This window comes from Microbacterium sp. ZOR0019 (genome assembly GCF_000800925.1).
Classification (GTDB): domain Bacteria; phylum Actinomycetota; class Actinomycetes; order Actinomycetales; family Microbacteriaceae; genus Microbacterium; species Microbacterium aurugineum.
The window spans coordinates 18,223-30,684 of the sequence record NZ_JRKC01000079.1 but is presented as its reverse complement, the minus strand read 5'-3'; the positions used below and the strand labels follow the sequence as shown (position 1 = coordinate 30,684).

General features: G+C 67.6%; 9 protein-coding genes. 1 reads left to right on the top strand and 8 read right to left on the bottom strand.

Going from position 1 to position 12,462, the window contains the following annotated elements; translation table 11 throughout:
* Positions 1–621, bottom strand: a 621-nt coding sequence (locus tag L978_RS16055) for a LacI family DNA-binding transcriptional regulator (RefSeq protein ID WP_047524291.1), incomplete at its 3' end; no start/stop codon positions are given.
* A gap of 57 nt (positions 622–678) precedes the next feature.
* Here L978_RS16055 and L978_RS16050 point away from each other — a divergent pair.
* Entirely contained in the window at positions 679–1,524 is an 846-nt protein-coding gene (locus tag L978_RS16050) for an NAD-dependent epimerase/dehydratase family protein (protein WP_047524290.1), read from the top strand.
* Positions 1,525–1,558: 34 nt separating this feature from the next.
* On the opposite strand, the gene L978_RS16045 is transcribed toward L978_RS16050, so the two are convergent.
* The 7 genes from L978_RS16045 to L978_RS16015 all read right to left on the bottom strand — a co-directional run bounded on the left by L978_RS16045 (position 1,559) and on the right by L978_RS16015 (position 12,340).
* Positions 1,559–2,596, bottom strand: coding sequence for an ABC transporter permease (locus tag L978_RS16045; RefSeq protein ID WP_047524289.1), 1,038 nt, complete (start codon positions 2,594–2,596; stop codon positions 1,559–1,561).
* Positions 2,593–3,672, bottom strand: coding sequence for an ABC transporter permease (locus tag L978_RS16040; RefSeq protein ID WP_047524288.1), 1,080 nt, complete (start codon positions 3,670–3,672; stop codon positions 2,593–2,595). The genes L978_RS16045 and L978_RS16040 overlap by 4 nt, the downstream gene beginning before the upstream one ends.
* Positions 3,669–5,276 (bottom strand): sugar ABC transporter ATP-binding protein, encoded by a 1,608-nt coding sequence (locus L978_RS16035; protein WP_047524287.1) that lies wholly within the window; start codon positions 5,274–5,276, stop codon positions 3,669–3,671. Before L978_RS16035 ends, L978_RS16040 begins: the two co-directional genes overlap by 4 nt.
* 78 nt (positions 5,277–5,354) lie before the next feature.
* Positions 5,355–6,362, bottom strand: coding sequence for a substrate-binding domain-containing protein (locus tag L978_RS16030; RefSeq protein ID WP_047524286.1), 1,008 nt, complete (start codon positions 6,360–6,362; stop codon positions 5,355–5,357).
* Positions 6,363–6,545: 183 nt separating this feature from the next.
* Positions 6,546–8,087, bottom strand: coding sequence for a sugar ABC transporter ATP-binding protein (locus L978_RS16025; RefSeq protein WP_047524285.1), 1,542 nt, complete (start codon positions 8,085–8,087; stop codon positions 6,546–6,548).
* Positions 8,087–9,106: a LacI family DNA-binding transcriptional regulator gene (locus L978_RS16020; protein WP_047524284.1), complete on the bottom strand. Its 1,020-nt coding sequence runs from the start codon at positions 9,104–9,106 to the stop codon at positions 8,087–8,089. Before L978_RS16020 ends, L978_RS16025 begins: the two co-directional genes overlap by 1 nt.
* 147 nt (positions 9,107–9,253) lie before the next feature.
* On the bottom strand, positions 9,254–12,340 hold the full coding sequence (locus tag L978_RS16015) for a carbohydrate binding domain-containing protein (RefSeq protein WP_231555084.1): 3,087 nt from the start codon (positions 12,338–12,340) through the stop codon (positions 9,254–9,256).
* Positions 12,341–12,462 lie beyond the last annotated feature (122 nt).

Below are 12,462 nucleotides of genomic sequence, written 5' to 3'. Positions count from 1 at the left end.
GAATCCGTCGGCGCGCGACTCCGCCTCCAGCCAGTCGGTCGGCCCGGCGAGGTGCGCGATCCGCGTGTGCCCGGCGTCCGCGAGCGCGGCCACCGCCAGTCGCGCACCCGCGACCTGATCCACCGACAGCCCGGTCTCACCGAGCCCGGCCGAGTGCAGGGTCACGACGGGCACCCCGATCCGGAGCGCGGCGAGCGCCTCAAGTGTCTGCGCGTGCGGGGCGACGACGACGATCCCCTCCACACCCTGCACGACGAGGTGATCGACCGCAGCGACCACGGCCTCCGCATCCGCCGCGTCGGCGAACGCGGCACTCACCCAGTAGCCGGCCTCCCGCGCCGACGCCTCGAGCGCGGCAAGACTCCGCGACGGACCGTACTGCAGGGCGTCCGACGCCAGCACCCCGAGAGTCCGGGACCGTCGGGTGCCCAGCGCCCGGGCGGCGTTGTTCATGCGGTACCCGAGCTCCGCCATGGCCGCTCGCACGCGCTCCTGCGTCTCGGGAGCGACGTCAGGGTGGTCGTTCAAGACGCGCGACACGGTCTGACGAGACACCCCGGCCCGGGCGGCGACGTCACGGACGCCGATGGATCGGCCGCGGCCGTTGCTCGTGTCACTCACGCCGACGAGTGTACGGCGTGGGCGTCCGCCACTCCGTCAGCATGGCACCCTGGTGACATGCGCATCGCTCTCACCGGTTCAACGGGCAAGCTCGGACGCGTCGTGGCACGGGAACTCCGTGCGAGCGGCCACGAGGTCATCGGCATGGACGTGGTGGGGGCCCGAGAGCCCGACTTCGTACAGGTCGATCTGACGGACTACGGCCAGGTCGTCGACGCGTTCGCGGGGGTGAACGACACGCACGACGGCATCGACGCGGTGGTGCACCTCGGAGCGATCCCGGCCCCCGGCATCCGCACCGACGTCGCCACGTTCCACAACAACATGCCGGCGACGTTCAACGTGTTCTGGGCCGCCGTGCGGCTCGGGATCCGTCGCATCGTCTACGCCTCGAGCGAGACCGTCCTGGGGCTGCCGTTCGATGCGCCGCCTCCCTACGTGCCGGTCGACGAGGAGTATCCGCCGCGTCCGGAATCCGTGTACTCGCTCGTGAAGACGCTCGAGGAGCAGCTCGCGACCGAACTGGTGCGGTGGCACCCGGAGCTGTCGATCACGGCCCTGCGGTTCTCCAACGTGATGGTGCCGGAGGACTACGCGGAGTTCCCCGACTTCGACACCGACGCGCTGCGCCGCAAGTGGAACCTGTGGGGCTACATCGATGCCCGCGACGGGGCCCAGGCGATCGAGCGGGCGCTCGAGAACGCGCCGGTGGGCTTCGATCGGTTCATCATCGCGGCGGCCGACACCGTGATGTCGCGGCCCAACGCCGAGCTGCTCGCCGAGGTCTTCCCCGACGTGCCCGTCACCCGCGCGGTGGCTCCGAACGAGACCCTGCTGTCGATCGACAAGGCCCGCCGCGTCCTGGGCTACGCCCCGCAGCACTCCTGGCGCGACCACGTGTGAGCCCCCCGGCCCGGGGGGGGCAGGAGAGACGGGGCTACTCCCGTTTGCGCGTCACCACGCGCTGCAGCAGAACGAAGACCAGCAGGATGCCACCCGTGATGATGGTCGTCATCTCGGGCGGGATACCGCCGTCACGGGTGATCAGCACGTTCATGAGACCGAGGACCAGTGCCCCGACCACCGAGCCGAGGACGTACCCGTAGGCGCCGGTGAGGACCGTGCCCCCGATGACCGCGGCGGCGATCGCGTCGAGTTCCCACCCGATTCCCGTGATGTTCTGCGCGGTTCCGAGGCGGGCGGTGTAGAGTACCGCGGCGAGGCCGGCGAGCGCTCCGCTGATCACGTACACCAGGACCTTGGTCCGCCAGACCGGAAGCCCCATCAGGAGAGCAGAGCTCTCCGACCCGCCGATCGCATACACGGTGCGTCCGGTGCGCGTCCGGTGCAGCACGAAGAAGGCCACGAGCACGACGATGACCGCGACGATCACCGCCGGGGTGATGACGAGATCATTCACCTTCGGGCCGTCGATGATCTTCAGCTGCACCCCGATCCAGCGGATCGGCGAGTCCTCATCCAGCCGCTCGGGCGTGGTGCTGAGCAACGAGGCGAGTCCGCGGCCGAGGAACATCATGGCCAGCGTCGCGATGAACGGCTGCACGTTGAAGTACCTGATCAGGATGCCCGACACCAGGCCGAACGCCCCACCCGCACCGATCATCACCGCGATGACGGCGTAAGCGTTCCAGCCCGCATTGGCGAGCATCACCCCCGCCACCGAGGAGAACGCGATGATCGATCCCACGGAGAGGTCGATACCGCCGGTGATGATGACGAACGTCATCGCCACGGCGAGGACGATCAGGTGGGCGTTGTTGATGAGCAGGTTGGACAGGGTGTTGAACTGCACCACGCGTCCGTAGGCGACCTCACCGTAGATGACCATCGCGACGAAGATGACGACCGATGCGATCGTGGGGAGGACGGACGGATTCGCGAGAACCACCCGCCGGACGCGGGTCACCAGATCCGCGCGCTCGTGCTGCTCGGGGGCAGCGATCAGAGCGGTCATGCCTTCGCCTCCTCTTTGATGGCTTCCTGGGCAGGAGTGACGGTGACGACCCGTCGTCGTGTGCGGAACCAGCTGCGCACCCGTTCGGACTGCAGCAGGCACAGCACGACGATCACGATCGCTTTGAAGGCCGGGGTCGCCGACGACGAGACCCCGAGGAACAACACGGTCTTGTCGAGCGTCGCGATGAGCAGTGCCCCGACGAATGCGCCGCTGAGCGAGAACTTCCCTCCGGCGAGGGACGCCCCTCCGATGACCACCGCCAGGATGGCGTCGAGCTCCAGCTGATAGCCGGTGCGGGAGATGTCGACGGTCATGACGCTGCCCACCGACATGATGCCCGCGACGCCGGCGAGGATGCCGCTGAGCACGTAGGCCGTGAGCAGAAGCCCCGCCGGCTTGATGCCCGCCATGCGGCTGGCCTTGGGGTTGATGCCGATCGCCTCGATCATGAGGCCGAGCGCGCTGCGGCGCACGACCATGCCGACCGTGAGCACGATCAGGACGGCGATGATGAACACGACCGGGATCCCGATGAGGTACCCGTTCGAGATCCAGCGGAACGGCGCATTCGAGGCGGATGTGTTCTGACCGCCGGTGATGACCTTCGCGATCCCGCGCCCGGCCAGCATCAGGACGAGTGTCGCGATGAACGGCTGCAAACCGATGTACGCCACCAGGACGCCGTTCACCGCCCCCAGGATCGCGGTGACCAGCAGCGCGAGGCCGACGGCGGAGAACGCGATGCCCACCGACTCGGAGTCGCCGGCCGCGCTGAGGAACTCCATCGAGACGGCACCCGCGACCGCCATCAGCGAGCCGACCGAGAGGTCGATGCCTCCGGTCGCGATCACGAGCGACATGCCGATCGCGATCATCATCACCGGGGCCGCTTGGCGAAGGATGTCGATCACGTTCCCGACGAGGTTGCCGTTGTTCGGATTGATCGTCACCGCGAGGTAGGTCGGGTCCTTGACCACGTTCAATGCGAGCAGCGCCACGATCGCGACGATGCCCCAGAAGAACGGTTTGCGGATCAGATCATGCCAGAAGGTCGTCCCTGCTGCGGCGGTCATCGCGCGCCCTCGCTCTCGGTCGTGTGGGTGACGGCATCGACGACTGCGCCGTCGGCGTCGTCGAGTGTCTCGGCGGCGGCGTCCAGACCGTGCGCGGCGATGACGTCGACGATCTCCTGCGCGGTCACCTCGGGACCGTTCTGGATCTCACCGATCTTGCGGTGGTCTTTGAGCACGATGATGCGCTCCGAAAGCCGCACCACCTCCTCGAGTTCGGAGGAGATGAAGACCACGGCGACGCCGTCCTCGGCGAGCTGCGCCACGGCTTCCTGGATCTCGGCCTTCGCGCCGATGTCGATCCCGCGGGTCGGCTCATCCAGGATCAGCAGGTCCGGGGAGGTCGCGAGCCAGCGCCCGAGCAGCACCTTCTGCTGGTTGCCACCGGAGAGGTTCTTGATCATGCGATCGGGATCCGCGGGGCGCACGTTGAGCGCGGCGATGTACTTGTCGACGATCGCGTCCTGCTCCTTGCGCGACATCGGTCGCGCCCAGCCGCGCTTCGCCTGCACGGCGAGGACGATGTTCTCCCGCACGGTGAGGTCGCCGATGATCCCCTCGTCGCGGCGGTTCTCGGTCGAGAACGCGATGCGGCGGGCGAGCGCGTCCGAGGGGGACTTCAGATCGGTCCGGGTGCCGTCGAGGGTGAGGGTGCCGTCGTCCGCCCGGTCGGCCCCGTAGAGGAGACGCGCGAGTTCGGTGCGTCCTGCGCCGAGCAGACCCGCGAAGCCGACCACCTCGCCCCGTCGGATCTCGAGGTCCGTCGCCTCGACCGCGCCGCGTCGCGCGATCCCGGATGCCGTGAGCAGAGGCTTCTCGTCGGGGTCGCGCGACTCCCGTCGACGGTTTCCGCCGAGCGACTTGAGAGCGTCGAGGTCCTTGCCGATCATGGTCGAGATCAGCGCGTGGCGATCGAGCTCGCTGGTGAGGAACTCGCCCTCGTACCGTCCGTTGCGCAGCACCGTGAGCCGGTCGCTGATCGCGTAGATCTGGTCGAGGAAGTGGGAGACGAAGAGGATGGCGACGCCCTGGTCGCGCAGGGAGCGGATCACTCCGAACAGCCCCTCGACCTCGGCGGCGTCCAGGCTGGACGTCGGCTCATCGAGGATCAGGACCTTGGCGTCGATGGCCATCGCTCGGCTGATCGCGACCAGCTGCTGCATCGCGATCGAGAGCGTCGCGAGCGGTTTGTGGGTGTCCAGGTGCTCGAGCCCGAGTCGGCGGAGCGCCGCCGTCGCCGCCCGATGGGTTGCTCGCCAATTGATGTCGAACAGGCCGCGCACCTCGTGCCCCAGCATCACGTTCTCGCCGATGGAGAGGTTCGGGGCGAGGTTGACCTCCTGGTAGACGGTCGAGATCCCCGCGGCCTGCGCATCGCCCGTACCGCTGAAGCTGCGCTCTTCCCCCGCGACCGTGATCGTGCCCGAGTCGATCGTGTAGACGCCGGTGAGAGCTTTGATCAGGGTCGACTTGCCGGCGCCGTTCTCTCCCATGAGGGCGTGCACCTCGCCAGGGAAGAGGCGGAAGTCGACGCCGTCGAGTGCTTTGACGCCGGGGAACTCGATCGAGATCCCGCGCATCTCCACGATGGGCCGTTCTTCGTTCATCGCTGTCTCTCCGTCTGAGAAGCCGGGTGACGCAGATCGCGCTGCGCCACCCGGCGTGAGGCCGAGGCCTCGGTCTGATCAGTACTTGCGGTCGGCCAGAACGGCCTGGGCCGCCTCGGCGGAGTCGAACGCCTCGCTGGGGACGATGATGTAGGACTCGACGGACTCGCCGGCCAGGGTCTTCTTCACCACGTCGAGGGCGGTCTCACCGAACAGCGGGTTGTACTCGTGCACGTAGCTGAGCTGTCCGTCAGCGAGTGCCTGCATCGCGTTCTTGGTGCCGTCGATCGTCGCGATCTTGACGTCCGTGCCGATGACCAGACCCGCCTCTTCCGCGGCCTGCGCCGCGCCGAGACCCATCTCGTCGTTCTGCGCGAACACGAACTGGATGTCGTTGCTGTTCGCCTTCAGCATGGTCTCGAAGACGCTCTTGCCCTCTTCCGCCGACCAGTTCGCGGTCTGGGCATCGAGCTTGTTCAGCGACGAACCTCCGAGGCCCTCGTCGAAGCCCTCGTTGCGCTCATTGACGACGCCGACGCCGGCCGGTCCCTCCAGCACGACGTAGTTGCCACCGTCGGGGAACGTCGCTGCGGCCCACGTGCCGACTTCCTTGGCGACCTCGACGTTGTCGGGGGCGATGCGGGTGACGTAGAGGCTGTCGTCGTCCGGCTCGATGCCGCGGTCGAGCAGGATCACGGGAATCTCCGCCTCCTGTGCACGCTTGAGCGAGTCCTCCCAGCCGGATGCCTCGGTGGCCGAGAGCAGGATCACGTCGACACCGGCGTCGACGAACGACGTGAACGCGTCGATCTGCGACTTCTGGTCCAGGTTCGTCGCGGGCGCGTACTTGAGGTCGAATCCGGCGTCCTCCGTGAAGGTGTCCTGGATGTTTCGCTCGTTCGCCTCGCGCCATGCTCCCTCGGGACCGACGGCGACGAACCCGACGGTCGTGAGCTCTCCCGCGTCACCGCCGTCGCCACTGCCGCCGTCACCCGATCCACCGGTCGAGCAGGCCGCGAGACCGATCGCGAGAACTCCTGCAGCTGCCAGGCCCATCGCCGTGCGCATGCGCTTCTTCACGGACATTTCTCCTCCTTGAGACGCCGGGCTGAACCCGGCAAACCGTTTCGGACCGATCGTGGTCCTGGTGATTGCAGGACACTGTCGTCGTGTCCCGGAGCCGATGTTACCGGGAACAAAGACTGGAACACAACGTGTAACTCGAATACCGGGGCTAGATCGTCATCCTCATCGTGTTACCGGGCACAATCATCGCAGCCGAGAGTCCACATCCGCCGCGATCATCTCGACCACGGTGTCGACGGTGACACCGGGCCCGTTGCTGAGCTCGCCGATCTTCTCCCGGTCCTTCAGGACGATGATGCGGTCACTCACCCGCACGACCTCCTCGAGCTCCGACGAGATGAACACGACCGCGACCCCTCCGGTAGCGAGCTCGCTGACACGGCGCTGGATGTCGAGCTTCGCCGCGATGTCGATCCCCCGCGTCGGCTCGTCGAGGATCAGCACATGCGGGCGCACCGCGAGCGCACGGGCGAGGAGGACCTTCTGCTGCGCACCACCGGAGAGCATCTTCACCGGGCGATCGAGGTCGACGGGATCGAGATGCAGGCCCTCGACGTAGGAGTCGATCAACGCCGCGGACTCACCCGCCGACAGCGGCCTCGACCATCCGCGCAGAGCCTGCAGCGACAGCAGGATGTTCTCTCGCGCGGTGAGGTCGCCGATGATGCCCTGGGTGCGCCGGTTCTCCGTGGACATGGCGATGCGATGACGCAGAGCCACCGAGGGGCTGCGCAGCTCCACCCGCTCCCCCTCGATCCAGACCTCACCGGAGTCCGCGCGGGCGACGCCCGAGAGCAGGCTCGCGAGCTCGGTCCGACCTGAGCCGCGCAGCCCGGCGAAGCCGACGATCTCGCCTCTCTGCATCTCGATGTCCGTCTCGGCCAACTCGCCACGTCGTCCGATGTCGAGGGCTTGGAGGGCGGGGAGGGCATCGGAGACGTAGTGATGCGACTTCCGTTCCGACTTCAGCGCGCGCAGACTCTCGATGTCCTTACCCAGCATCTGGGAGATCAGCTCTGCCCTGTCCAGATCACGGGTGGCGTTCTCGCCGATCAGGCGACCTCCGCGAAGGACGGTCATCCGGTCGCTGATCGCGAACGCCTGCTCGAGGAAATGCGACACGAACAGGATCGCCACTCCCCGCTCGCGAAGGTTGCGGATGACCCGCATCAGGGTGGCGACCTCCGCCTGGTCGAGACTCGAGGTGGGCTCATCCAGGACCAGCACGTCGGGTCGATCCACGACCGAGCGCGCGAGCGCGACCAGCTGCTTCTGCGCCGGCGACAGCATCGAGACCGGTATCCGCGGGTCGAGGTCGTCCAGTCCGAGTCTGCCCAGCGCCTGTGCCGCATCGGCCCGCGTGCGACGCCAGTCGATCCCGAACATCCCTCGACGCTCGTGGCCGAGCATCACGTTCTCCGCGACGCTGAGGTTCGGGCTGAGCTGCGTCTCCTGGAACACGGTCGCGATGCCGGCCGCGCGGCTGTCGGCGACACCGGACAGCCGACGCTGCTCCCCCGCGATCGTCACGGTGCCCGCGACCGGCGTGCAGGTTCCCGTGAGCACCGCGATGAGGGTGGACTTGCCTGCGCCGTTCTCGCCCATCAGCGCGTGCACCTCGCCGGGGAACAGACGGAAGTCGACGTCTTCGAGCGCGCGCACACCCGGAAAGTCCACCGTGATCCCGGAGAGCTCGACGATGGGCTCCGGTCCGGGGGCGGACATCACCGCACCTCCCGCGGCGGCCCGGTCGAGGCTCGGGCGACGATCTCGGTGGGGATGCGCGTGAACGCAGGGATCTCACGTTCCTCGATCGCCGCGCGCAGCATCTCGACCACGGCGACTCCGAGGGCGTGGAAGTCCTGGCGGATGGTGGTCAACGGCGGCAGGAAGTGCCGCGCGAGGGGCACGTCATCGAAGCCGACGACGCTGAGATCGTTCGGAACGCTGAAGCCCTTGTCGTGCAGTCCGTGGATGAGACCGATCGCCATGTCGTCGTTCGCGGCGAACACGGCGGTGTAGTCGGGCAGCCGGTTCAGGCCCATCGCGAAGTCATAGGCGAAGTCGGCGGTCCAGTCGCCCACGACGATCGGACGTTCGCGGATGCCCCAGGACTTCGCCCGGGAGTGGAAGGCGCGCTCGCGGGCGCGGGCGTCGAGCCAGTCCAGGGGACCGGAGATGTGCAGGATGTCTCGATGGCCGAGGGCTACCAGATGATCCACCAGCAAGGTGGTCCCGGCGTGCTGGTCGATCGACACGGTCAGGAAGGTGGGATCGGCATCCGCCTTGACCACGAGCATCGGGACGTTGATGACGACCCGGCGCAACGCCGCCACCGAGGAGGAGCGCGGCGCGATCACGCACAGCGCATCGACGCCCTGCGTCATCAGGCTCTCGACCGCCTCCTGCGGCGAGAGACCATCGCCCTCGTGCAGCGCGATCTGGGCGACGGAGTAGTCCGCGCCGCGGGCGGCCAGCTCGACCGCGCTCAGGATGCTGGTCGGCCCGAAAGCGCCGGGGCTCTCGACGAGCACGCCGATGCGGCGGGACCGCTGCGTCGCGAGCGCACGTGCCACCAGATTCGGCCGGTAGTCGAGTTCCTCGATCGCCTCCAGCACGCGGCGCCGCGTATCGGGCTTGATGTTGGGGTGGTCGTTCAGCACCCGCGACACCGTCATGTGCGACACCCCGGCGATCACGGCCACCTGTCGGATGTTGGGTTTGTCCGAGCCGACGTTCACCATGCGCACCTCCGTCGGCCCTGTCTGAGCGATGTTACCGAGAACAGCGGGAACCACGCAACGGCAGAGGGACCCGCCCCTTCCTGCTGGGGGAGCCAGGAAGGGGCGGGCCGGGAGCGGAGGTCACCGCGTGCGGGCGGCGACCTCACCTCACTCCGTCTCGACCTCCACGACCGCGCGGCCACGGCGACGCAGGATCCAGAAACCGGATCCGAGCGCCAGGAGCAGCACCCCGAGCCACATCGCCGTCAACGACGAGCTGGCGTCGCCACCGGTGTTCGCGAGGGAACCGTCGGAACCACTCACGCCACCCCCGGCGGAGGGACCACCACCGGTGCCGCCACCAGTGCTCGACCTGGTGATGGTGAGCGGCAGCCGTGCGAGCTCCGTCTCGCCGTCTCGGAGCACGATGTGATGTGCACCCGCCGCCATGTCGGCAGGGATCGTCACGGTCTCCTGGATCCGGCCGGCCACCGCCGTCGCGGTCGCGAGCGCCCGATAGGTGCTCTCGATGCCGATCTCGACCTCGTCGCTCGTCACGCCGGTGGCGGTCACGGTCACCGTGCTTCCTGCGGCCGCGGTGTCGACGGACAGCTGGACGTTCAGCTCGGTGCCGGGGCTGTCATCGATCGGCGCGAACGCCCAGTTGTCGACCTCGAACAAGTCGATCTCGGCATCCACACCCTCCGCTCCGGCGAAGACGAAGAACACGTCGTGCTCGCCCGTCGCACCGATGACCTCGGCCTGAACCGTCGTCCACTCCCCGATCGTGCCGTCGACGGGGATCTCCGCCACGACCGCGCCGTCGACGTCATCCAGACGCACCTGGATGCTGCCCCCGGCGACCAGCGGCTTCACCGTCGCGGACACCTTCCGGGCACCGGAGCCGAAGTCGACGCCGGAGATTCCGGAGAAGTCACCGTCGTCGACGCCGGACAGCACCATGTTCCCTGAACCGTTGTGCTCGGGGAACTCGACCGAGTCGGCATCCCCCTCGATCGTCGTGATGCCCAGCTGCCAGGCCAGGGTCTCCGCTTCGAAGGTGCGGTACGGGTCGAAGCTCTCCACCTGCTCCACCCCGGCACGCGTTCCGACGATCGGCTTTATGGTGCCGTCCTGGTTGAACTCGAGCTTGTCGATGTGGACCGAGCGGTAGCCCTGCGTCGCTCCGGGCGTTCCGAGCGCGGCCGCCCACGCCGCCCCGCGCGTCTGCGCGTGGTACGTGAAGTAGGTCTCGCCCTTGTAGGTGAACATGTCGGAGTGGTTGTTCCCCCCGTTGCCCGCTCCGAAGAACGTGCCCTGGTTCTGGAAAGCCACCCCGGCGTACTCCGAGGAACCGAGCGTCATCGGGTCATCGGTCATCATGTAGGCGATCGCGCCGCGCGACGGGTACTGCCCAGGAGCTTCGTTCACCTGGAAGTTCGACGAGTACGAGTAGTAATACTTGCCGTCCCGCTTGAACATGCTCGACGCTTCGAACATGCCGGGGGCGTCGATCTCCACCGGGTCGCCGTCGAGGGTGACCATGTCGTCCTTCAGCTTCACGACGCGGGTCGACTTCGGGTTCTGCGGTCCCTGCACGTCCGGCGCGGTGCCGATCTGCGAGTTGCCGCCGAAGTACAGGTAGCCCTGGCCGTCGTCGTCGATGAAGACCTCGGGGTCGAAGAGCCACATGCCCGCCGGGAATCCGCCTTCGGCGATGTAGTCACGTGAGACGGTGTCCGGGATGATCTTCTTGCCGAGCGGATCCTCCCACGGCCCCAGCGGCGAGCCGCCGACGACGACCGCCGTGCCGGTTCCGCTGTCGCAGAAGTAGAGGTAGACCTTGCCGTCCTTCTCGATCGCGGCCGGTGCCCAGGAGTTGCGGGCCCAGGGGGCGGCGCCGCCCTCGCGTGCCACCAGTACCGACCCGTGATCGACCCAGTTGACCATGTCCGTCGTGGACATCACGTTGAGTCGGGTGATACCGCCGTAGCCGTTCGACTGCGTCGGCAGACCGTTCTCATCCTTGGTGTTCAGGTCGTACTGCTGGGTGTCATCGGTCGAGTAGATGTAGAGGCGGCCGTTGTAGACGAGGTGGTGCGGGTCGGCGCCGAACTTGTGCCCGACGAGCGGGTTGTGGTCACCGATCGGCTTGGTCTGCACCTTCTCCAGGTTGGTGAAGGCGGGACCCTCCGGGGCATCCGCGATCTTGACGAGCGACAGGTCATCGACGGAGAAGTCCTGCAACGCGTCGGAGCCCCAGGGGGTCTCGACGAACAGCCATCCCGCCGCGACGTGCCTGGCCTCGGCCGTGAACTCCTGGGAGAACGTGCCCCATTCGCCCTTCGTGAACGTGTGACCGTAGTCGGCGCACCCGTTGAAGTTCGTGGGGCAGAAGGTGAAGTTGAACTGCTGGGTGGGATTGCCCTCGTCATACTTGAGCGTGCCGGTGAGCCGATAGGAGGCACCCAGCTCGAGCTTGTCCGCGACGCTTGCGAACGGACCCGACTGCGTGTTCTCCCGGCCGGTGACCTTCAGGGAGTGCGCCCCGCTCGCCGCGTCGTCACTGAGCGCCAGCGTGCCGCCACGGGTGTTGGTCCATCCGGTCAGGTCCGAGACGAAGCGACCGTCCGGCAGGAGGTTTCCCGGCACGGCCGGCGGTTCGGTGACAGCAGGGCCTCCGTCGCCGGTCGTCAGCGAGACATCGTCGATCACGAACGACTGCACGTCCGTGTTCCAGGGGGTCTCGACGAAGAGGATGTCGTAGTCGGCGGTCAACGGTGTGAACGTCTCCTCGATCGTCGACCACTCCCCCGCCGTCGCGGTCGTGGATGCCACGACGTCACAGCGGCTCCGCGTCGAGGTGCACAGCACCACATTGAAGTTCTGCGTGGCACGACCGGCGTCGAACTTCACCGAGAGCGAGAGATCGTAGGACTCCTCCGTGTCGAGCAGCCCCGTCACCGTCGCGGTGGGGCCGGACTGGAAGCTGGAACGATCGCTGATCGCGAGAGCCTTCGCGCCGGTGCGAGCATCCGAGCTCTCGGCAAGCGTCCCACCCAGGGGTGCGGTCCACCCCGAGAGCCCACTTTCAAAGGTGCCGTTCTCGATGAGGTCCGACGCGGCGAAGGCCGCTCCCGGTCCTCCCACCGCGCTCACGGACGAGGCGATGAGAGTGGCGACGCCCAGCAGCGCTGCCGGGCGCGATACGGATCGGCTGCGTCGCCGATCGGCGGATCTGAGATGTGATTTCACTGGTGTTCTCCTTGCGGATCGATTCGCCCGAGGCGCGGGCGCACACCGATGGCGGGCTTCTCCTCGCAGGAGAAGTCCGTCGAGTGTGCTGACCTCAGGCGAAGGCGGGGATACGACCGAGG

Excerpts from the sequence above, each read along its gene's own strand:
- L978_RS16030 (WP_047524286.1), bottom strand. The coding sequence starts at position 6,362 with ATGTCCGTGAAGAAGCGCATGCGCACGGCGATGGGCCTGGCAGCTGCA.
- L978_RS16020 (WP_047524284.1), bottom strand. The coding sequence starts at position 9,106 with ATGGTGAACGTCGGCTCGGACAAACCCAACATCCGACAGGTGGCCGTG.
- L978_RS16035 (WP_047524287.1), bottom strand. The coding sequence starts at position 5,276 with ATGAACGAAGAACGGCCCATCGTGGAGATGCGCGGGATCTCGATCGAG.
- L978_RS16025 (WP_047524285.1), bottom strand. The coding sequence starts at position 8,087 with ATGTCCGCCCCCGGACCGGAGCCCATCGTCGAGCTCTCCGGGATCACG.
- L978_RS16040 (WP_047524288.1), bottom strand. The coding sequence starts at position 3,672 with ATGACCGCCGCAGCAGGGACGACCTTCTGGCATGATCTGATCCGCAAA.
- L978_RS16045 (WP_047524289.1), bottom strand. The coding sequence starts at position 2,596 with ATGACCGCTCTGATCGCTGCCCCCGAGCAGCACGAGCGCGCGGATCTG.
- L978_RS16050 (WP_047524290.1), top strand. The coding sequence starts at position 679 with ATGCGCATCGCTCTCACCGGTTCAACGGGCAAGCTCGGACGCGTCGTG.